Source organism: Leifsonia sp. RAF41 (assembly GCF_052114085.1).
Classification (GTDB): domain Bacteria; phylum Actinomycetota; class Actinomycetes; order Actinomycetales; family Microbacteriaceae; genus Leifsonia.
In genome coordinates this window covers 866,233-886,736 of sequence record NZ_JBFREB010000001.1, presented here as the reverse complement: position 1 = coordinate 886,736, position 20,504 = coordinate 866,233, and the positions used below count along the sequence as shown (strand labels likewise).

The window sequence follows — 20,504 nt, the reverse complement described above, 5'->3', positions numbered from 1 at the left end:
GCGCCTCCTAGCTCCCCGTTTTGCAAGGGGACCGTTACCTCGTCGCGCCGGGGTTTGTGGGGCCCCGGCGCGACGAGCTCCTCGCTGAGTCGTCCCGCCGGGTCGCCTCATTGCGTTCGGCGCTGGGTGGCCATTCTGATGCCAGGAGCCCCGCGCTTCCTAGCCCGGCCGGCGGGCCTTAGCGCCTCCACAATTCCGGCCTGAAGGCGACACCAACCACCAACCATCGTCGCTGCCATGTGTCTTTCGCGGCTTTCAACGGCGTGCACTTGATTTCCGCACTCTGATGACTCTATAGTTGTCAGACACTCGATCTAGAGAACGGACATTCGGGATGCACAATATCTCAGAAGGACATCACCTCGCTGTTCAGACGGCAGCAGTCAACCTGGCCGAGCCCATTCGGGAAGCCATTCGCTCCGAGCTTCAGCGCGGGGTCAAGAACGTCTTCTTTGCGAGCGCTGGAGGAGTTGCCTTCCTCAGCCTTCCCGCGGTGAAGTTCCTCCATGAGCGGTCCTCCTTCCCAGTGTTTGCCCCGCGTGCGGCGGAGCTCGTCGAGAACGGCAACGTGAATCTGGGCAAGGACTCGCTGGTTATCCTCACCTCCGTTTCGGGGACTACCTCCGAGGCAATTGCCGTGCTCGAGTACGCAAAGTTTCACGGCGCTCGCGTACTTACGCTCGTGGGAACGGCGGGAACTCCGCTTCAACAACGAGCCGACATCAGCTTCTTCAATGAGACCGCCGATGACACTTCGAGCGAAAACTTCCTGATTCAGACCCTCCTGATCGCCTTGGCGATCCTCGACGCTCGTGATGAGAATGCAGACTGGGACAACACTCTCCGTCAGCTCCAGACACTGCCCGCGCTGCTCATCGAGGCCAAGCGTTCCTTCGACCCTCGCGCAGCGGAACTCGCCAGCGAAATCAAGGACGAGCAGAACCACATCGTAACCTCCGCCGGAAACACCTGGTTCGAGGCTTGGTACTACGGAATGTGCATCCTCGAGGAGATGCAGTGGATCTGGACCCGCCCCGTGCACGCGTCTGACTTCTTCCACGGCACACTCGAACTCGTTGAGGAGAACGTGAGCGTCCTGCTCCTGAAGGGCGAGGACGGCGGCCGGGAACTGGAAGAGCGCGTCGAAGCGTTCGTCCCCCGCTACTCGAAGAAGCTCCGAGTGATCGACTCCCAGGACTTTGCACTCCCCGGAATTGAGCCCGTCACCCGCGCCCTGGTCGCCCCAATCGTCTTGGCCACGGTTCTCGAGCGACTCAGCGTACATCTCGAGACGGTACGCGAGCACCCGCTCACCACGCGCCGCTACTACAAGCGCGTCGAGTACTAACTACGGCGAACGCTCAGACTCTGCCGTGCGCCTCCGCGAGGCACCTGCACTTCAGGGTCTGAGCTCAAGTGGTCCCGAATCAAACAAGTTAAGGAAGACTGATGATTCAGACTCCGGTTCTCCGCGTGAGCGGCGTACGCAAGAGCTACAGGCACGTCGAAGCTCTCCGAGGTGTCGACCTAGAAGTTCAACCCGCTGAGGTGCATGCCCTTCTGGGAGACAACGGTGCGGGCAAGTCAACCCTTCTCAAGATCCTTGCCGGGGCCGTCGTCCCTGACTTCGGAACTATCGAGGTACAGGGCAAGAAAGTGGCCTTTCAGCGCCCAGCAGATGCTCAAGCGGCCGGGATCGAGACGGTCTATCAAGACCTGGCGCTCGCCCCAACGTTGTCGCCAGGCGAGAACGTGTTCTTGGGTCGCGAAGTCCTACGGCAGGGAGCACTTGGGAAACTCGGCTTCCTAGATCGCAAGGCAATGTCGGCTCGAGCAACGCAAGAGCTGGCCCGGCTGGGAGCCCGAACGCCCTCATCAACCGTCGAGGTCGAAGCACTTTCGGGTGGTCAGAAGCAGGCTGTCGCTGTTGCGCGCGCGTCAATTTGGGGCACCGCTCTGATCATGTTGGATGAACCCACAGCGGCCCTGGGTGTGGCGCAAACCGAGCAGGTGCTCAACCTCGTTCGCCGCCTGCGCGATGAGCGCGGGATTTCCGTGTTGCTGATCTCCCATAATCTCCCGGACGTGTTCGCCGTAGCTGATCGCGCCACTGTCCTACGGCTCGGGGAACGGGTGCTCACCTCTCCCATCGCCGACGTCACAACCAATGACCTCATCGCCGCAATGACGGGCGGAAACGACGCGCCCGGAAGGAAGCAGTCATGAGCAAGACAATTGTCGAGCGCCGACCGAATGTGCTGACCAAGATCCTCGTCAGCCCGAGATCATCCAACCTCGCCATCCTCGGCTTCTTCGTGGTCATTTTCGCCTTCTTCGCGATCGCGAGCCCATCCGGGACTTTCCTGTCTGCCGGCAACATCGAAGCGATCGCACTATCGGCTTCGCAGGTGTTGATTCTCGGGGCGGGAGTGACCTTCCTCTTGATTGCTGGTGGTCTGGACCTGTCCGTGGGCTCGATCATCGTCTTCGCTGCGGTCACGACGGCGAGCATCACGGCGAGCCTCACAAAGGACCTCGTCGGAGATGCGCGTGGTGGCTGGGCGGTGGGCGCGCCTATCCTCCTGGGGATTGTGGCCGGGCTCATCGTTGGCCTGGGATGGGGGCTGCTGAACGGATTGGTGGTTGTACGACTTCGGATCCCACCCTTTATCGCCACTCTCGCCTCGGCAACCATCATCCTCGGTCTCACCCAAGTGTGGACCGGCGGACTTAACGTCGCCGGCGCGCCGCCAGAAATGCAGCAGTCGTTCGGTCTCGCAAAGCTCTTCGGTGTCATTCCTTGGCCCGTTGTAGTGGCCATCGTCATCGTTGCCATCCTGTGGGTCGTGCTTGCTTGCACACGGTTCGGCATGCGGATATACGCCATCGGCGCTAACCCTGAATCTGCAAGACGCGCTGGCATCAACGTCAATGCCTACACCGTGTCGCTCTACGCCCTTGTTGGTCTTCTATCAGCCGTGGTCGGAGTGATCGATGTGGCGCGATTCACTACGGCGACTGTCTCCGGCTACGCCGATACTGCTCTGGCCGTGATCACCGCCGTGGTCATTGGTGGAACCAGCCTTTGGGGCGGTCGAGGGACGATGGGCGGCACTGTGATCGGCTCGCTCATTCCCGCCACTCTGGCAAGCGGGTTCGTAATTCTGGGGCTTCCCCCATTCTGGCAAGAAGTGGCGGTTGGGGCAGTTCTGCTCCTCGCTGTCACGGCTGACCAGCAACGACGACGAAAGCTCGGATCCTTCTAGTTCCAGCGCTTTCGCCCCAACTTCGGCTCGTTCATCGGCGCACGAGCCGGCGACCCCCACCCGGCGCCGAACTGCACAGCGAGGAAAGCAAATGAAGTCCAAACGACGCATCACTGGCGTTGCGTTTGTCGGCACCCTGGCGACAGCGCTTGTCATGACGGGGTGCTCAGCGCCCACGCCGGCCAGCAGCAATGGCAACAATCGTTACTCGATTGCCGTGATCACTAATTCGAAGATCCAGGGCTACTACGTCGCTTTGGCTGACGGCGCCAAGAAAGAGGCCGAGAAGCTCGGAGCCGACTTCTCATGGCAAGCACCGAACGACGTCAACGCCGCAGGCCAGACCGCGCTGCTCCAAAGCGTCGCTGCCAAGAGGCCGAGCGCGATCATTATGTCGGTGATCGACAAAGATGCTCTCGTCCAGCCGATGAAACAAATCATGGCGTCGGGAATTCCCATCATCACCGTCGACGCAGACACGAGGGACCCATCCGCACGCCTGGCACGCGTTGCTTCGGACGATCAGCAGTGTGGGCAGCTTATGGCCAAGAGCGCTGCAACTCTGGCGGGCGACTCCGGAGAAGTGGGCTACATCGGGTATCTCCCTGGTGTCGAAGGCGTGGACGCACGACTGGCGGCATACGAGAAGGCTCTTAAGACGATGAGCGGCATCAAGTATGTGGGTGCGCAGTACGCAAACTTGGACATCTCCGAGTACGTGCAGAAGACCGCCTCGGTGCTCGCTGCACATCCCAACGTCAAGGTGATCAACACCTCATGGGAGGTGGCCGCGGCCGGCGTTGCACAAGGAGTCCAGCAGAGCGGAAAGGGTGACTCTGTAAAGGTGATTGGCTTCGACGCGACACCCGACGAAGTCTCGCTTCTGAAGAAGGGTCAGCTGGCCTCCATCGTGGCGCAGCAGCCCGTGAATATGGGCAAGACGGCTGTCGACGACGCGTACAAGTATCTGAAAGACAAGGTCAAGCCGAAGGATGCCAACCTGCCGTGCGTGGAAATCACTCCGGACAACGTTGATTCTGCGAAGACTGCACCCTACCTGCTGAAAGACGTAGGCAAGTAACGGCTCAACTCCCCGGGTTGCGGCTGGTCCTCCTAAAGGGCCAGCCGCAGCCCTCGAACTATTAGTACAGAGTGGTGGTTCCGTCGTGACACTCCAACTTCCAGATGGCAAGTCGCTTGCTGTCGCACTGACCGTAGATTTCGACGCGCACTCCGCTTGGATGGCCGAAGGGCTGACGAGTCCCGCCTACTTGTCGCGGGGCGATTTCGACGCGAACGTCGGGGCCCCGCGCGTTCTCAGACTTCTCAAGCGTCACTCAATATCAGCGACGTGGTTCACCCCTACCCACACCATGGAGACGTTCCCGCGGGTCTTCGACGAAGTTGTGGCTTCAGGGCACGAAATAGCCGCTCATGGTCTTGTCCATGAGCGCTTCGCTAACTTCAAGCCCGGGGACGAGCGCGCCCTCATGGAACGCATCGTGGAGAAGCACCGCAAGATTCTGGGTAAGGCTCCGACAGGCTATCGATCGCCCGCATGGGACTGGAGCGACGACACCCTTACCATCCTCGAAGATTTTGGCTTCTTTTGGGACTCGTCGCTTATGGGTAACGACTTCACTCCGTATCGCCCCGGACCCGTCCTGCTGAGCGAGGACGGCAACCGATTCGAACCCGCGAGTTCATCGATTCTTGAATTTCCGGTGAGTTGGTACCTCGACGACTTTCCGGCTTTCGAAGTGACTCCCAGCTCGCCGAGGGGCCTCGCCGCACCGTCTGCCGTATTGGAAACCTGGCGAGAGCACTTCGTTTATGCCTATGAAAACGTCCCGAACGGAGTGATGACACTCACCGTTCATCCGGGGACCATCGGACGAGCTCACCTAATACCCATGCTCGACCGCTTCATCGATGAGATGTCGGACCGCCCGGGCGTTTGGTTCACAACCCTGAGTGAATTGCAGAAGCGGTGGCGAGACGATGGTTGATGTCGAAGAGATCCCGGCGCGTGGCCTCGACGCGCCGGTTGAAATCATTATCGACCAGTGGGGGGTTCCCCATATCTACGCCGACTCCGATAAAGACCTCTACTTCGCGCAGGGCTTCAACGCAGCCCGCGACCGCCTCTTCCAGATTGACACCTGGCGCAGACGCGGACTTGGACTTGTGTCCGCAGTCCTGGGTGAAGCACATATCGAGCAGGATGCCGCCGCACGAGCCTTCCTGTACGCAGGCGACCCAGACGAGGATCTACGCGCCTACGGTAGACACGCCAAAGGGGCTGTCGAATCCTTCGTCGCCGGTATCAACGCTTACATAGCCCTCACCCGCTCCGATCCGAGTCTCCTCCCTCCTGAATTCGCCCTTGTTGGCTATCAGCCTGACACGTGGGAAACCACCGACATCTCGCGTATTCGGACCCACGGACTGTTCTATAACGCGGAGTACGAACTCGCTCGAGCACTCACCTTGCGAGACCACGGAGGTGATGTCGAGCGGCTCCGGGCAACGGCCGAGCCACCCATCGAGCTGACCCTGCCCCGAGGACTCGATGCCAGTGCGCTCTCGGCTGAGACGCTTCAGCAATACCGACTTGCATTCGCTCGAGTGATGTTCGGAACAACCAACACCAAGAGACGAGAGGCCGAGCCCGGCGGCAGCAATAACTGGGTGATCGGTCCGTCCCGGACAACGACGGGACGGCCCATACTTGCCAACGATCCGCACCGAGCGATGGACTTTCCATCCCTCCGCTACATCGCCCACCTGGTATCGCCCGAGACTGATCTCATCGGGGCTGGTGAACCCGCGCTCCCGGGGATCTCGATCGGACACACTCAAGAGGTTGCCTTTGGGCTCACAATCTTTCCGCTCGATCAGGAAGACCTGATCGTTTACGAAACGCACCCCGACGATCCGCATCTTTACAGGTGGGCCGACGGGTGGGAAGCGATGAGCTCGCGGACAGAGCGCATCCCCGTCCTCGGCCAACCAGATCGTGTAACCCAGTTGTGGTTCACTCGGCACGGCCCTGTCATCGACCGCGATAGGACCCGCAACGTCGTTATCGCGCTTCGGGCGGCGTGGTTAGAACCCGGGATGGCCCCGTATCTCGCGAGCATCGAATACTCGAAGGCGTCGAACGCAGCCGAATTCCTCGACGCGCTGAAGTTCTGGGGGGCCCCCGGGGCTAACCAGCTGTTTGCCACTACCGAAGGGCGAATCGGTTGGCGACCCAGCGCAGCTGTACCCCAGCGCAGAGGTTGGGAAGGATCCACACCCGTGCCCGGTGACGGATCGCACGAATGGGACGGAGTTCGGCGCGATGGAATTCTTCCCACGGTTATCGACCCCACCTCGGGATGGTTGGCGACAGCGAATCAATTCAATTTGCCCGAAGACTCCCCCGTAGTCGGCCACGATTGGTCCTCCGACTCCCGCTATCGACGAATAGCCCAAATGCTTGACCAAAAGGCAAACCTCTCCGTCGCGGATTGTGTCCGCATGCAAACCGACTATCAAAGCCTTCCCGCCGTTGAAATGATCGAAATTATCTCGGAGGCGGCGCGCAACAACAAGATGGCGCCCGAGTGGGAGCTCATTGCCGAATGGGACGGCGAGATGTCCGCCGGATCAGTTGCTGCCACCATTTTTGAGATCTGGATGCGCCGGCATCTGCGACCTCGTTTGCTGGGGCGACAGCTAGCCACGACAGTCGACTCTGCTCAGCTCGAGAGCGCACTCCAATCGGTGCTCCCAGACGAAACGTGGTCTTCCGACACGCGAGTCGTGCAAGCGCTACTCAGACGAGAACAGGAGCAGGACTCCCAGGGCCTCATCGAAGTCGTCAATGTAACGCTCGCTGCCGCGATCCGAGAGATCGAAGCACTCCTGGGACAGGACAAAACCAAATGGTCATGGGGCTCGTTGCACAAATCAGCGCCTAGACATGCACTCGCTGACCTCGATAACGCGCCGGCATGGACCACACTCGGCCCGGAACCGCGCGGCGGCAGCGGAGACACGGTCAACTATGCGCCCTACGGCAGTGACTTCGTCCAAACCAGCGGCGCGAGTTTCCGCATCGTCATGGATGTGGGCGATTGGGATCAATCGCGCGCAATGAACATGCCGGGCCAATCTGGCGACCCGCGAAACAAGCACTTCACGGATCTCTATGAACCCTGGCTCGCCGACCAAAGTTTCCCCCTGCTCTACTCACGCTCCGCTATAGAACATCACGCCGAATCGCGCATCCGGCTTATACCGCCTCAACTGGCGAGCACACCCAACCAATCCGATCGACCTGACAGGGACGCCGATGAGGTTCGCCCACCTAAGCACGACACCAATTCACCAACCACATCTCGCCGTCGTCATGGATGGAGGCGCGCTTTTCCTTGACGTTGTCATGACGGACGCTCCGCGAGACGTCCAAGAGCTCATTGAACAAGGCCACTACCGCCTCGAAAGCATTAGATCCCTGGTAGAAGAAGCTCTTCTGAATGGCGCTCCACTCGTACCGCTCGACACGCTGCACTATGCGTCTGCGGTGCTGCGACCGCCTCACATCCTCGCTATCGGGGCAAATTATGCAGCGCATGCCGAAGAGCTACATCTCAAGAGCGAAAAAGCGCCCACAATCTTCTCGCTTTGGCCCAATTCCCTAAGCGGCCACGGACAGACCGTCTCATGGCCCGGTGCTGTCGCCTCTCAGGTGGACTATGAAGTCGAACTTGGCGTGATCATTGGCAGATCCGCGCACAGAGTTCGGGCCGAAGAAGCGCTCAATTACGTTTGGGGATACACGGTAGTGAACGACATCACCGCCCGGGACATCCAATTCAACGAGGCCCAATGGTCGCGCTCTAAATCGTTCGATGGTTTTACTCCAACCGGGCCCGTTGTGGTCACCGCTGATGAGGTCGCGGATCCTCAGAAGCTATCGCTAACCACGAAACTTGGAGGGGCCCTCCTCCAAAACGGAACCACCGCAGACATGATTCGACCAGTAGCGGAGATCATTGAATTTCTCTCGCAAACTGCCACACTCACACCCGGCACACTTATTTCCACCGGCAGTCCCGGCGGCGCCGGTTATTCCCGGAGACCGCAAACCTTCCTACGGCACGGATCCGCGGTCACCGTCTCGGTACATGGCATCGGCGCTCTCACCACGTACTGCGAAATCCGATAATCCCGCTCACATCGCCGGAGCACAAAGCCGATTGTGAGATAATAGGAGATCTGTTAGACAATGGCGCGCCGCCGCACAGAAGATGTGCACCGCGGGGGAAGGTGTAGACGTGTCCATAAACATGCAAACCACTCGGCGATCCAAGCGGAGCACCGTCGATAAGGCACGGGAGGACCTCCTGCGCCTTATCAGTCAGCGAGAGCTCAAGCCCGGCGACCGCCTTCCCACAGAGCCCGACCTTGCAGAAATGTCGGGAGTGTCACGAGCCACCATACGAGAGGCCTTGAAGCAGCTCGAGCAGTCTGGTCTGGTCCACGCCATCCAGGGCCACGGTCGCTTTCTGACGGCCACGAGCTCCCTCCGCGTGGAGCGCCCCATAACCAAATACGAAAGCATCACCGAGATGCTTGAGGGCTTGGGTTACCGCGTCGAAAACGCGGTACTAGGCGTCAAACTATCCGAGGCCAACCAAAAGGTGGCGGCAGCCCTTTCGCTTGCTGAAGGCGCCAGCGTCATTGAACTCACGCGACTGAGGTACGGAGACGACCAACCGTTGGTCTTCAGCGTCAACTACATCCCGCACGCAATGCTGCCAGGCCCGGTGGAGTATCGAGACTGGTCAGGAGCTGTGACCGCAGCACTCGAGATGCACGGACACCGCATCGTCTCCTCGGTTGCCCGTATCAGCGCCGTCAACCTCCCTGAGCCCCAACGAACGCGTTTTCAACTTGCCGAGTATGACCCCTGGCTTCTCGTTGAAGAGACGTGCCAGACCGCGGTCGGTCAGCGCGTGTTGTTCGCCGAGGACTACCACCGCGGCACAGAGATAGGATTCAATGTTCTCAGGCGCCGCTGATCACTGAGGGAACCCGCCTGGGTGGGTGCATGTGACCGAAGCAAGATGCGCACCTGCCCGAAGAGAGCCGGAAACATTGGCCCCCGACAGTCGCGCGGTGATGAAGCCGGCGATGAAGCTGTCCCCCGCTCCGGTGGTATCGACCACCCGAGTTGGAAACGCGGTCTGGGACCAGGCATCCGTCCCGTTTGTAGCGTAGGCCCCGTCTGCTCCCTGCGTAACAACCGCGAGGCGTGCGCCCTCGCGTAACAACCGCGCCGCAAGCACGCTCGGGTCAGAGTTCTCTCCAGCGGAAGCAAAAGCCACATCCGTGTCAGTCGCTATGGGAGTGACAGCTACATCCTGGCTGATGACGATCTTCGGCTGACGACGCCGGAGCTCCGCTTTCACGCGTGACGCCGCCGGAAGCATCCCGATATGCACCCAAGAACATTGCGCAATGCGGTCTATTTCGGCCGACGACGGTGCATAGTCCGCTGTTACCCCAAAGTCTTCGCTCAAGAACACGCGGTCGTTGTCGGCAGTTAGTTCGATACGTGTGAGGGCGGTGCGACCCGGAAGAGTGGTCACCCCGCGGGCGCCGACCCCCTGGGCTTCGAGCGTGCTTCTAATGAGCGTCCCGTACGGGTCTGCCGCCACCGCACCGAAATAGTCTGTGGGCACGCCGGCGCGAACGATTTGCACCGAAACGTTGAGAGCGTTGCCCCCGACAAAAGTCCTATGGTGCGGCGCGACATATTCGTCAATGGTGTTGTCGCCCAGCACAGCCACGTGTGCCAAATTTCCTGGCCCTGCGATTTCACTCATTTGTTCTCCAAATTACGCCATTTGCACGGTGGTCTGACGTATTTTATCATTGTCTGAGGACCGAAGTACTCACCGTCCTCTCGCGCCATCGACGCGGCGAATGGGACATGAATTCAAGCCGTGGCAAGAAGCTGCGCGAAAGGAAGCGCATGATGCGCACCGAGCAAGCGGCAATACTGCACGGAACTCATCACCGTTATGCGTGGGGATCGACGCAGTCCATCCAGGACTTTTGCGAGCTGGAGCAAGACGGATTGCCCTTGGCGGAGGTGTGGTTCGGTGCGCACCCAAGTGCGCCATCGCTGGTAGCTCACGGCGATGAACTGGTCCCCCTTGACCACGTGATCCAAGAAGACCCCGAGGGCAATCTTGGCGAAGTGCAGCGAGCTTACGGCGACTCTCTTCCCTTTCTAGTGAAGCTCTTGGCTCCGCAGCAGGCCGTCTCGCTTCAGGTGCACCCCAACCGGACGCAGGCGGAACTCGGGTTTGCAAAAGAGGAGCAGCAGGGGGTCCCGTTGGGCTCTGCTGAAAGATCGTTCGTCGACCGAAATCACAAGCCGGAGATGGTCATTGCGATTACCGATTTCGAGGGACTAGTCGGATTCCGGCACAGTTCACAGATCGCCGAATCGCTGGCCGGCGCACACATGAACCCTTTCGCCCAGCGTTTGCTGGAGCTTCTCCGCGAGGAACGGCTGAGCGAAGCCTTTGCTGCTCTTCTTCGTGCCGAGCCCCATCAAGTTAGCTACCTAGTTGACGAACTCTTGGTAAACCGTGCCGGCGACGCTGCGATCGAAAAGGTGCGTCAACTGACCGCAACATACCCGAGTCAGGATCCGGGACTGTTGGCTTCAATGTTCTTGAATATCGTCCGGCTCAAACCTGGCGAAGCGGTCTTCGTGGGCGCCGGGGTTCCCCATAGCTACCAGGGCGGGCTTGCTGCCGAGGTCATGGCGAACAGCGACAACGTTATTCGAGCGGGCTTGACTAAGAAGTTCGTCGATGTGGACGGACTCCTGTCCACCGTGGACTTTGACAGCGCCGCAGCCCGGGTGCTATCGGTGCACCCGGCAAACCCCTACTTCGAAATCCCCGTACCCGACTTCAGCGTCGCGCTCCTCCACAACGATGCCACCCTCGCCCAGTCGTCTCCTCGAATAGCGCTCGCCCTCTCGAAGGGGGTTCGAATCCAATCAGGCGTTACGACACTCGAGCTCGATCGCGGACAAGCCGCGTTTGTCCCCGCGTCCGTAGGCGCGCTCCGCATCTCCGGCGGCACCACGTTGGTAGCCGGCGTCGGTGGGACCAGCAAGGGGTAACTACGAGCAAATGAAATGTCGCAACACCTGCCCGCTGTTTGGCAAACGCTTCAGAAGTGTTAGTTTATTGTCAGACACTAGCTGGAGATGACCAGACAAGCTTTAGAAGGGTGCCCATGTTGACGATTCGCAGCGCACAAGCCGCTCCTCCAGCTCGTGCCACTAGCACTGGCGTGGAGGCCACCAGTGAAATCTCTCTGAGAGGGGGCTTCGAATCATGACCTCCGCAGGCTTCTGGCTTACCGACGACAGCACGCCCGCTGCGGAGATTGTCGCAGAGCTCGGTTTTGGGTTCGTCATCATTGACGCTGAACACGGAATGTTCGACCTCGCGACGCTCGAGCGATACGTGCCCCTACTACTGGGGCTGGGCGTCGAAGTATTCGTGAAGGTGCTGGCCCCGGAGCGCGGGCCCATTCAACAAGCGCTCGATTTTGGCGCTACGGGGGTAATTATTCCCCACGTTGGCGCCCTCGCTGACGCACGTACGGTTACTGCCTACGCGAAGTATCCGCCGCTCGGTAAGCGCAGCATCACTGGCGGTCGCAACACGCACTGGGCGGGTCACACCAATGAATCGGTCGCCGCGGAAGATGAGCGAACGTTGGCTTTTCCTCTCATCGAGGAAGCAGCAGCGCTTGAGGATATCCAGGCCATTGCCAAGCTGGAAACCGTCGACGGTGTGATGCTTGGTCCAACGGATCTGTCGATGAGTCGTGGCAGGGGCATGTACTCGCGTACCGACGAAGACTTTGCGGACCTGGAACGAGTTGTTGCCGCTCTTGGCTCAGCCGGGAAACCGTGGATTTTCCCGGCCTGGACGCCCGCCGAGCTGACCTGGGCGCTGGACAGGGGGGCCTCGCGCGTGATTATCGGCACCCAGTACGACTCGCTTGCGGCCGGAGCTCGCGCGGTAAAACAGGCCTTCGAGGCCGTGGCTCAATGAATCTAGAAGTGGCGCGTCAGATGACGAGAGCTGAAAGGTAAATATGTCCTTGCAAGTAGCCGTGGCTCAGTTCGAAGGAACGACTGACAAGGAAGCCAACCGCCACACGGCCTCACGCTTGATCACTCAAGCGGCCAACGACGGTGCCACGTTGATCGTCCTGCCGGAAAGCGCAATGTTCACCGATTTCGGGCCCTCACCAGATCCTGTTGCTAACGCAGAGCCCCTAGACGGTGCCTTTGTTCAGTCGCTCGCCAGGAGCGCCGAGACCCACGGGGTGTGGGTGGTCGCCGGAATGACAGAGGCATTGCCTGACGGCACGCGGGTTCACAACACGGTAGTGGCCGTCAGCCCTGGGGGCGCCCTCACCGCGCTCTACCGAAAGGTGCATCTCTACGATTCCTACGGCTCGCGTGAGTCGGACACCGTCGCCCCAGGGGATATTGTTGCGCCGACCATTTTTGACGCGGCGGGTTTCACCATCGGCGTGATGACTTGCTACGACCTGAGGTTCCCTGAATCGGCGCGTCGGCTTGCCGACGCCGGCGCGCAGGTGATCGTGGTTCCGTCAGCCTGGGCCGCTGGTCCGCTCAAGGAGGATCACTGGGCGACCCTTGTACGTGCCCGCGCTATCGAAAACACATGCTACGTCGTCGCCTCCGGGCAAACGGGCCCGAATTGCACCGGCAATTCTATGGTTGTCGATCCGCAGGGAGTAGTCATTTCTAACGCCGGCACTGCTCCCGGGGTGGCGTCCGCTGAATTGCTCAACGAACGCCTTGACGCCGTGAGAGCGATCGCCCCCTTCCTGGACCATCGTCGATTCGCTGTCACAGAACGCCTACCGGACTGACACCTTTATGTCACACCTCTTCGAGCCATTCTTCGTCCGAGGATTACGCCTTCCAAATCGTCTCTGGACTGCCCCGATGTGCCAGTATTCCGCCGACAGATGCGACGGGATTCCGAATGATTGGCATTTAGCCCATTACGGCTCGCTCTCAACGGGAGGTTCGGGCCTCATCATGGTGGAGGCCACGGCCGTCCTTCCAGAAGGACGGATATCGCCGCAGGATCTCGGACTCTGGAATAGCGAGCAAACACTCGGGTTCACGCGCATGCTCGAATTTCTGCACCAGAACGCCCCTGTCATCGGAATTCAGCTCGCACACTCTGGGCGCAAGGGAGCAACATATCGGCCGTGGGAAAACAAGGCAGGCTCTATCCCGATTAGCGAGGGTGGCTGGATGACGGTAGCGCCATCTGCCCTATCCTTCGGATCCGACGCTGTCCCACACGAGTTGTCTACTCCTGAAGTGATGTCAACCATCGACGCTTTTGTACGGTCGGCGAAAAGGGCTATCGACGCTGGGTTCGACCTCGTTGAGATACAAGCAGCACATGGATATTTGGTCCACGAATTCTTGTCGCCTCTAACAAACAAGCGCTCTGACGAGTACGGCGGTTCCCTAATTAACCGAGCCCGTGTCCTACTCGAAATCGTTGCGGGAGTACGCGCAGCGATCGGAGGCGATATTCCTCTTCTAGTGCGGTTGTCGGCCACTGATTGGGTGGCCGGCGGCTTCGAAGGGGAGGAAGTTACCCAGGTCGCGCAATGGTCACACCAGGCAGGCGCTGACTTCCTCGACATCACGACAGGCGGCCTCGTCCCCGAGCAACAGATTGATGTAGGGCCGCATTACCAGGTCCCGCACGCTCAGCGGGTAAAGCAGGTCACCGATCTACCGGTGAGCGGGGTCGGTCTAATCACTGACGCCAAGCAGGCTGATGAAGCGATACGCGCAGGCCACGTCGACGCCGTGTTCATGGCGCGCCAGATGCTACGAAACCCTCGCTTTCCGCTCCAAGCGGCGGCAGAACTGCAGGCGTCAGTTAGGTGGCCTCCTGCTTACGAACGCGCCCAAGTATGAATCCGGCGTAGTAGCCACGTACGCGCACCGATCACACAGCCGAGGATCGGACATGGTCATTGCTCCTCACGCCATCGTATGCCCGGCAAGAGTTTTGAGGTCGTCGAAGGCCACGAGATTCAGACGCGCCAAGCAGGGCCGGCGCATGGTGGTCCGCCTGGTCGCGCCACCACACGCGCATTCCGTACTCGGATCTAGGAGAGGAGATGCCACGCGCGCCAGAGCAGATCGAGTCGGCTGAGAGCTGCCGGCCCCTCCCCGTAGCGGGCGGCCTACTTGGGGCCCTTCGGTTCGCTCAAATGATGGGCGGTAGGCCTGATCGGGTACTAGCGGTAATAATCCGGCGGAAGCGCTGATCCGCGGGGTGTCCGCTCCCCCGCATGCCGTGTAACCCATGCCGCACGCTAGCTGGTCCAAACTCAGCATCGCCTGCAGGCGCGGTCAAATGCCGAAAATGTAATAAGGGTGGTGAACATTTGGGTAATGAACTAAAGCCTAGCCACGCGCAGGGGCGCGCCTCAATCACCATCATGGCGACGGTATCCGTCGACCCGGATTTCGTTTTGATTCGCTACGAGGGTTTGCTCAGGAGGGCCCGACCATCTCCCAATGCAAAGCGCGACGGGCCACAGTGGGGACAGCCGGGAGATTTGGTGGGCTCAAGTTCGATTACTTCGTCGGTGAGGGGGTGATAGGACACCCAATGATCGGCGGAGGCCCACGGCTCGGTCAGACCGCCAAGGCTCATGAGCCAATCATCGACGGCACGTGATGCGGCGACGGCGTTCAGGGTAATGACGCTAGGAGCATGAACATTCTCGTCGTCCACATACCTTTGGCGGCGTCGCTGACGAGCACTGGTGGCTTCCTCCGTAAGCTTCCACGCGGGGATGAGCCCGTTGCACTGCAAGCATCCACTGCCTGGCGTACTCATCCGCGAGACCGAGAAGATGTCCGCGACATCCCCGTCTACAACCGTCACCTTCGAGCCGACCTGCGTGTTCGGGATTAGGTACTGATGAGTAACGGAGTTGACCAATCGACGAGCCAGCGCCGAATCGGCCGCAAGGAAGATCTGGTCGCAGTCGGTCAGGAGGGCGGCGACGTCAGCTTCCACAACAGAACGCGCGATCGAGGTCACCCGCACAGTCGGCGATGCCTGGTGCGCCACTCGCGCTGCGATTCGCACCTTAGGTGTTGCCAGGCGAGCGCCGAGCGCTTGCATCCATTTCGGTCGCGCGTCGTCCTGTAGCAGTGGCAGGACATCGGACCGGCGTGCACCCACGACCCGCGGTAGGTTCGTCGGATCCAAGCGGTCCGGATCGATGTAGAGCAGCTCGCCAACCCCTAGTCGGGCAAGATATTCGCCGATCAGCGAGCCAATGCCGCCAAGCCCGACCACCGCGACCTTCGAACCCGCAAGCAACGCCTGGCCTCGATCTCCGAAGATGCGAGCTTGCCGGTCGTAGGTCAGGTCCGCCTCGCCGGTCGGCGCGGGGGCCGCAGTCAAGATCCGCTGGGGCCGCCCGACGACGCGAACCGCGGCGGTGTGACGCTCCCCATCAGAGGTCCAGATGTCCGCCGCCGCGGCGTTGAACGCGAACACCAGGGCCCCGACGGGTACGCCGGCGTTTATATCCAGGAGCGCGGGGTATCCGCGTACGTGTGATGCCATGTCCGTATCCGAGAAATCGACGACATCCGCTCCGCGGTGGTTATGCACGGCTATGTATGCCAGGTGCTCCTGTGCGCAGATGTCGATGTTCTCGGCCACAAAGGGGGCGGTGAGTCGGCGGTACCCGCGTTCTCCTTCGACGTAGTGGACGCCATCTTCCGCGATCACGACATCTCGGACAAGAAGACGCGTCCCGCGAGCACTCCGCGCGATCCCGCAGCGCAACACCGCTCCGTGCTCGTCCCCGTCACCGGGGAACAGGTGAGCGTGAAGCAGCGCCCACTGTTCCCCGGTGATGACGACCGACCACGTGCCGTTCACTGTTCCGTCAGCCACTTGAGCACCTTCAGTACCTTGGTTGCTGCAGTATCGATCGCGGGGTTCAGCCGGTTACTGCGACGCGAGAGCTGGGTCCCAGGGCGACCGTGTGGCCCCCATGTGACGGACTGGAACCCGTCACCGTGGGGTTGACCATCTTTGCGGCGCAGATCTTCTCGAACGAACAGCGGGTACACGTCAGCCTCCGGATACGGGAACGTAATCTGGAACGCAATCCACGATGACTCCTGCTCGTAGATGGAACCCAGCGGGACGGCGTCGATCATGACCCACGCTCCACCCACACCGTCGCCTTCGTAGGTCACGGCAGCGTTCGGGAACGTCGCGCACAGCTCCCCGATCGCCTCCTCGATGGCCGCAGTTGTCGCAACCATGTTCACGAGTTGTCGTCTCCGTCGTTAGCGCGAAACTCGTCCTCATTGTGGGTGCGAATGGACTCATCGTCGCCGACTGGCTGGAACTTCGCGCCTGCCTTGCGAGACAGGAGGAAATCGATCTTGATGGGCACACCCTGAGCGATCGCGCTCTCCTTGACCGACCTTCCCGTCTGCGAAGCGCTGTGCAGGGTTACCGGACGACGATTCACGGTGACGTGGATGTCCTTCTGCGGAAGAGGCCTGGTGAAGAACCGGTCACCGCTGGCGATGGGGACAAGCTCGCCGGACTTGATGGGGTCATCGAGGTCGTCGACGATGTCCTTCCAGATACCGTGATCGGCCGGCACGGGAGGCGACGGCAGCGCACGCAGCTCGATCTCGGTCAGCACGGCAGTGCGCACCACGTAGGGAGCCTTGTCGATGTAGATGGTGCGCGGACGGTCGGTAAAGAATCGCATTCCGGGTTCAATGGCCACCTGCTCTGTCGGCGCGACAGCGTCGTCCTGCGCGTCGGCTACGTCCAACCACAAGTTCTCGGCGTGCGGGCTAACCAGCTTACGCAGCTCGTTTCCGGTGAGATGCCTCTTGTGCACCTCGATGGATTCACGATCGATATAGATTTCGGTAGTGTCCTGGGGGGCCATCAGAGGCTCCTCTCTGTTGCGTGGCGGGCCGGCTTGCCCACTCAACAGCTAGAGACGGGACAAAGCCCGAGTCGTCCGCGAGCCGTCAGCTGGCGCAGTCCAAACACACGTCGGAGGCTGGAGCAAACTGGTTAGTGTTCTTCTGGATGAAACACTCCGTGCACGTCTTCTCGGCCTTCGCGGTGCACCCACAGTGGCCAGCCGGACAACGTGGTTCCCCACACGCGCGGCAGGTGAAGCCGACGACGAAGTTCTGCTTGCAGCGTTCGCAGTAGTCCCAACGATCCTTGGTGTACTCGGCGGTACCATCGCGAGGCGGAGACATGGATAGCCAGGGTGCGCTGTAAGCAACCATGATCACGAACAGCCGGTCCCCAGCCCAGGCTGCTTGGCCGTACAGCCGTTCCGACGAGTGGCCGTCGCGGTACCAAATCTGTCCGTCATCACGGACGATCGTTCGGTCCGTTGACCCCGACTCGAGCGCTACTCGCACTAGCGGGTTGGCCGTCTGGTCGCTGCCCCGAGCAGGCGGATAGAGCCCGCCTCGGGCGGCCCCGAAGGTCACCATTCCCGCTTCATCCAGAACGATGACGGCGCCCGGGGATCGGAGGCGGTTCGCGAGGCGCACTGCGATAGCAGCACGGGACGCGTTAGAGGATGCGAAAAGTTCGGTGGCTGTACTCACCGACGGTCCGCGTGCCGAGATGTGCGCATCAACGAGGTCGTCGGGCAACAGAATCTGCGCCGCGAACGCGTCACAGCAGGCGTCTTCGAACGCCTCTGGGAGGCGGTGCTCCACAACTCTGGTTCCCAGATCCAGGTCAGTCTTCTGGATATGGTGGCCGAGCTCATGCAGCAGCGTGAATTGCTGGCGGCGGAGAGACATAGACTCGGTCACCACGAGCGTCGGAGGTTCCCATCGATACCCGCCTGCAACCGAGCAGTTGAGCTGGGAGTCCTGCGGCACATATTCGGGTACCCGCAAGACTTCGAGATCAGTCCGCTGCTCCAGCGCCGAAAAAGCATCGAGAGTCAGATCCTCGGTGGAGCCGGCTCGCGATTCCCACACCCTCATCATCGCCAGCACCTGGGTGGGTGCATCATCAAATGTGTTGCGCATGTCTACCGTCTATCGCCAGCGAGGACTGTTTCCAGACGCTGTCGCCAGCGTTCCCGCCCCTCACCCGTTTCACGGGCAGCGAGCTGATAGGCCTCGTAGCCTAAACGAGTACGGGCGCGGTTCTCATCCCCATCAATCGCTCTTTCGCGGATTCGATCCCGCCACCGAGGTTCTTGGAGCTCTCGCTGCAGGGCAGCCGGAAGCGGTTCCACAGCACCGAGGATCTCCTCGACGGGGATTTCGGCGAACGATGCCAGCCGATCAGCCTCCTCGACGGTGAGTGGTTCTTTGCCCAGGCGGATCGCCATGGCTCGGGGTTGAGACACGTCCAAGCTGCCCATGATCGTTGCCAGCGGGATCTGCAACCGCGAGGCTGGTACCCGCGGGGCAGCTGCCTGTAGCCTCGGTGCACCTTCGAGCACTTCGATAGCGTCAAAGAGTTCAGCCAATGCGGAAGTGGCGCCCGAGCCGAGACCTGGCGCCCGACGCCCGCGACGCACTCCATTTGCGCTGGCCTCCGCGTCCATTGCTTGATGGGTGATCCGGGGCAATGACTCAGACAGTCGGGCAATCGTCGTCCCCAAAACGGAGAAAGGAATAGAGGCTGGACTGTGTGGCCACACGGCGACCGGTCCCCGAAGCGGGCTAGCATCGCCCTCAAAAACTATGGCCGTCTCGTTTTCAACGCCCGGTTCAAGCGTGGCCGGAAAGACAGATACCTCTGCCGCGGCTTCGTCGACCCGATCAATCACGACAGCAGCAACGGCGTCTAACCAGTACGCCTGACGGAGTTGCCCAGGCAGGACGTCCTGATATTCCGCCCTTCGCGCGAGATCGGCCCCCGGCTTCGGACCAATAGGGAATTGCCTAGAAAGCGCTAACCACCGTTCGGAGGCGTCAGACGACATTGGAGTCCTCCATGTTCATATTGTCCTGTGACGGGACGCCGGGCGAATCGTCCATCACGAGCCGAACGAGCGCTGCAAGCACTTCGGGACTTCTGTCGCTGCTGCCAGCGAGCTCGATCAATCGGGCTCGGAGCCGCTGAACCATGTTATAGGCGCTCGTCCTGCCGATCCCGAGCTCTTTCGCGATGGCCGTTGCCTCCCCACCGAGACGGATGGCAGTGCGTTCGGATTCGGTCAATCTAGGTAGGAGCTCCTTCGCGATCCGCTCATTTCGTGCTTTCGAGTCTGTAACCGCGAAGGTGTCGAGGGCAGGAGTCGTGTCTTCGATCGCATCCCAGTCGGTATCCGTGGTCGAGAGGATCGCATCTCCGGTTTCCAGCAGCGACGGGAACCGGTCCGCGCATATGCGAGTTAGTTCGCTAATGTGCAGCCGGCCTGCTGCTGTCAGAAGCGCTCGTAGCATCTCCTCGAGCTGCCCGGGCCGGCCTAATCGAACAGGCCCCCCACCGGATTGCGGGAAGACCTCTACTTCAATTTGCGCAGCAATGGCATCGAGCTCCGAACCCGTAACCAGGCGATCGATGTCCTGGTCCCCTGCGAGATACCAGTAGTGTGCGGCGCTCGACGGCTTGAATTGCCCATCGCGCTCGAGGCGCTTCTCAAGCCGGTTTCTAAGCGCGCCCCAAGGCTGCTTGCGCGCTCGGTCAATGAGCCAGCGTTCTGCCCATTTCACAGTCGTCTGTCGCGCGGCCCTGTCGTCCGGGAGCGTCGCGATGACATTGACATAGCCGGCACCCTTTTCCTCGAAGAAGCTATTGACGAAGTCGTCTATCGTTTCGGTGTCCCGAAGCGTCGGGAACCGGCGCAGCTGTGTGGTGAAGACGCCCCGCATCATCTCTAGCGCAGCGAGGCCAAGCGTCCCGAGGCTGCGCGCTTCGTCTCGAATCTCTGTACTCATCGGTCCTGCGGCGACCTAGTGCCGGCCGCTCGGGCACCAGCAGCCGCACCAACGCGGCCGGCAACAGTCATGACGACTCGAAGTGCAGCATGGGCGAAGCGCGCTCTCGAGGGCGATATCCATTGTCCCGCCATGTTCAC

19 protein-coding genes are annotated in these 20,504 nt (G+C 60.7%); 12 read left to right on the top strand and 7 right to left on the bottom strand.

All coding sequences use genetic code 11. The annotated features are described in order from the left end of the window. Window positions 1–334: 334 nt before the first annotated feature. The 8 genes from AB4Y74_RS04210 (at window position 335) to AB4Y74_RS04175 (ending at window position 9,340) form a co-directional block, all read left to right on the top strand. On the top strand, window positions 335–1,348 hold the full coding sequence (locus AB4Y74_RS04210; protein WP_441797860.1) for an SIS domain-containing protein: 1,014 nt from the start codon (window positions 335–337) through the stop codon (window positions 1,346–1,348). Between the two features lie 101 nt (window positions 1,349–1,449). Then, window positions 1,450–2,226: an ATP-binding cassette domain-containing protein gene (locus AB4Y74_RS04205; RefSeq protein WP_441797859.1), complete on the top strand. Its 777-nt coding sequence runs from the start codon at window positions 1,450–1,452 to the stop codon at window positions 2,224–2,226. Next, complete coding sequence (locus tag AB4Y74_RS04200) at window positions 2,223–3,266, top strand: ABC transporter permease (RefSeq protein WP_441797858.1); 1,044 nt, start codon at window positions 2,223–2,225, stop codon at window positions 3,264–3,266. Before AB4Y74_RS04205 ends, AB4Y74_RS04200 begins: the two co-directional genes overlap by 4 nt. Before the next feature lie 91 nt (window positions 3,267–3,357). Then, window positions 3,358–4,347: a substrate-binding domain-containing protein gene (locus AB4Y74_RS04195; protein ID WP_441797857.1), complete on the top strand. Its 990-nt coding sequence runs from the start codon at window positions 3,358–3,360 to the stop codon at window positions 4,345–4,347. An 85-nt stretch (window positions 4,348–4,432) separates the two neighbouring features. Further along, window positions 4,433–5,275, top strand: a complete 843-nt coding sequence (locus AB4Y74_RS04190; protein WP_441797856.1) for a polysaccharide deacetylase family protein — start codon at window positions 4,433–4,435, stop codon at window positions 5,273–5,275. Then, window positions 5,268–7,691 (top strand): penicillin acylase family protein, encoded by a 2,424-nt coding sequence (locus AB4Y74_RS04185; protein ID WP_441797855.1) that lies wholly within the window; start codon window positions 5,268–5,270, stop codon window positions 7,689–7,691. Before AB4Y74_RS04190 ends, AB4Y74_RS04185 begins: the two co-directional genes overlap by 8 nt. Next, window positions 7,609–8,484, top strand: coding sequence for a fumarylacetoacetate hydrolase family protein (locus AB4Y74_RS04180; protein WP_441797854.1), 876 nt, complete (start codon window positions 7,609–7,611; stop codon window positions 8,482–8,484). The genes AB4Y74_RS04185 and AB4Y74_RS04180 overlap by 83 nt, the downstream gene beginning before the upstream one ends. Before the next feature lie 109 nt (window positions 8,485–8,593). After that, window positions 8,594–9,340: a GntR family transcriptional regulator gene (locus tag AB4Y74_RS04175; RefSeq protein WP_441797853.1), complete on the top strand. Its 747-nt coding sequence runs from the start codon at window positions 8,594–8,596 to the stop codon at window positions 9,338–9,340. On the opposite strand, the gene AB4Y74_RS04170 is transcribed toward AB4Y74_RS04175, so the two are convergent. Beyond that, window positions 9,341–10,147, bottom strand: coding sequence for a PfkB family carbohydrate kinase (locus AB4Y74_RS04170; protein WP_441797852.1), 807 nt, complete (start codon window positions 10,145–10,147; stop codon window positions 9,341–9,343). It abuts the gene before it with no gap. A 149-nt stretch (window positions 10,148–10,296) separates the two neighbouring features. On the opposite strand from AB4Y74_RS04170, the gene manA reads away from it, so the two are divergent. From manA to AB4Y74_RS04150, 4 genes are all read left to right on the top strand, one after another. Beyond that, window positions 10,297–11,466 carry a mannose-6-phosphate isomerase, class I gene (gene manA / locus AB4Y74_RS04165; RefSeq protein ID WP_441797851.1) on the top strand — a complete coding sequence of 390 codons (1,170 nt, stop codon included), beginning with the start codon at window positions 10,297–10,299 and terminating at the stop codon, window positions 11,464–11,466. A gap of 217 nt (window positions 11,467–11,683) precedes the next feature. After that, window positions 11,684–12,412, top strand: coding sequence for an HpcH/HpaI aldolase family protein (locus AB4Y74_RS04160; RefSeq protein WP_441797850.1), 729 nt, complete (start codon window positions 11,684–11,686; stop codon window positions 12,410–12,412). Between the two features lie 61 nt (window positions 12,413–12,473). Next, a complete protein-coding gene (locus tag AB4Y74_RS04155; RefSeq protein WP_441797849.1) occupies window positions 12,474–13,265 on the top strand; it encodes a carbon-nitrogen hydrolase family protein in 792 nt (263 codons plus the stop codon). A gap of 7 nt (window positions 13,266–13,272) precedes the next feature. Continuing rightward, entirely contained in the window at window positions 13,273–14,343 is a 1,071-nt protein-coding gene (locus tag AB4Y74_RS04150) for an NADH:flavin oxidoreductase/NADH oxidase (protein WP_441797848.1), read from the top strand. A gap of 571 nt (window positions 14,344–14,914) precedes the next feature. Here the strand turns inward: AB4Y74_RS04150 and AB4Y74_RS04145 are convergent. The 6 genes from AB4Y74_RS04145 to AB4Y74_RS04120 form a co-directional block, all read right to left on the bottom strand. Then, window positions 14,915–16,354, bottom strand: a complete 1,440-nt coding sequence (locus AB4Y74_RS04145; RefSeq protein ID WP_441797847.1) for a ThiF family adenylyltransferase — start codon at window positions 16,352–16,354, stop codon at window positions 14,915–14,917. Beyond that, window positions 16,336–16,731 carry a hypothetical protein gene (locus AB4Y74_RS04140; RefSeq protein ID WP_441797846.1) on the bottom strand — a complete coding sequence of 132 codons (396 nt, stop codon included), beginning with the start codon at window positions 16,729–16,731 and terminating at the stop codon, window positions 16,336–16,338. The genes AB4Y74_RS04145 and AB4Y74_RS04140 overlap by 19 nt, the downstream gene beginning before the upstream one ends. Window positions 16,732–16,733: 2 nt before the next feature. Next, the gene (locus AB4Y74_RS04135; RefSeq protein ID WP_441797845.1) at window positions 16,734–17,378 is read right to left on the bottom strand and encodes a multiubiquitin domain-containing protein; all 645 of its coding nucleotides are present in this window, start codon (window positions 17,376–17,378) and stop codon (window positions 16,734–16,736) included. Between the two features lie 85 nt (window positions 17,379–17,463). Next, window positions 17,464–18,498, bottom strand: coding sequence for an ImmA/IrrE family metallo-endopeptidase (locus AB4Y74_RS04130; RefSeq protein WP_441797844.1), 1,035 nt, complete (start codon window positions 18,496–18,498; stop codon window positions 17,464–17,466). A 2-nt stretch (window positions 18,499–18,500) separates the two neighbouring features. Further along, on the bottom strand, window positions 18,501–19,406 hold the full coding sequence (locus AB4Y74_RS04125; RefSeq protein ID WP_441797843.1) for a hypothetical protein: 906 nt from the start codon (window positions 19,404–19,406) through the stop codon (window positions 18,501–18,503). Further along, a complete protein-coding gene (locus tag AB4Y74_RS04120) occupies window positions 19,396–20,364 on the bottom strand; it encodes a hypothetical protein (RefSeq protein WP_441797842.1) in 969 nt (322 codons plus the stop codon). The genes AB4Y74_RS04125 and AB4Y74_RS04120 overlap by 11 nt, the downstream gene beginning before the upstream one ends. Window positions 20,365–20,504: the final 140 nt, after the last annotated feature.

Bases quoted from the DNA above. Each gene is read 5' to 3' on its own strand.
- AB4Y74_RS04210 (WP_441797860.1), top strand. From the start codon at position 335: ATGCACAATATCTCAGAAGGACATCACCTCGCTGTTCAGACGGCAGCA.
- AB4Y74_RS04205 (WP_441797859.1), top strand. From the start codon at position 1,450: ATGATTCAGACTCCGGTTCTCCGCGTGAGCGGCGTACGCAAGAGCTAC.
- AB4Y74_RS04200 (WP_441797858.1), top strand. From the start codon at position 2,223: ATGAGCAAGACAATTGTCGAGCGCCGACCGAATGTGCTGACCAAGATC.
- AB4Y74_RS04195 (WP_441797857.1), top strand. From the start codon at position 3,358: ATGAAGTCCAAACGACGCATCACTGGCGTTGCGTTTGTCGGCACCCTG.
- AB4Y74_RS04185 (WP_441797855.1), top strand. From the start codon at position 5,268: ATGGTTGATGTCGAAGAGATCCCGGCGCGTGGCCTCGACGCGCCGGTT.
- AB4Y74_RS04180 (WP_441797854.1), top strand. From the start codon at position 7,609: ATGAGGTTCGCCCACCTAAGCACGACACCAATTCACCAACCACATCTC.
- AB4Y74_RS04170 (WP_441797852.1), bottom strand. From the start codon at position 10,147: ATGAGTGAAATCGCAGGGCCAGGAAATTTGGCACACGTGGCTGTGCTG.
- manA (WP_441797851.1), top strand. From the start codon at position 10,297: ATGATGCGCACCGAGCAAGCGGCAATACTGCACGGAACTCATCACCGT.
- AB4Y74_RS04160 (WP_441797850.1), top strand. From the start codon at position 11,684: ATGACCTCCGCAGGCTTCTGGCTTACCGACGACAGCACGCCCGCTGCG.
- AB4Y74_RS04150 (WP_441797848.1), top strand. From the start codon at position 13,273: ATGTCACACCTCTTCGAGCCATTCTTCGTCCGAGGATTACGCCTTCCA.
- AB4Y74_RS04140 (WP_441797846.1), bottom strand. From the start codon at position 16,731: ATGGTTGCGACAACTGCGGCCATCGAGGAGGCGATCGGGGAGCTGTGC.
- AB4Y74_RS04135 (WP_441797845.1), bottom strand. From the start codon at position 17,378: ATGGCCCCCCAGGACACTACCGAAATCTATATCGATCGTGAATCCATC.
- AB4Y74_RS04130 (WP_441797844.1), bottom strand. From the start codon at position 18,498: ATGCGCAACACATTTGATGATGCACCCACCCAGGTGCTGGCGATGATG.
- AB4Y74_RS04125 (WP_441797843.1), bottom strand. From the start codon at position 19,406: ATGTCGTCTGACGCCTCCGAACGGTGGTTAGCGCTTTCTAGGCAATTC.
- AB4Y74_RS04120 (WP_441797842.1), bottom strand. From the start codon at position 20,364: ATGAGTACAGAGATTCGAGACGAAGCGCGCAGCCTCGGGACGCTTGGC.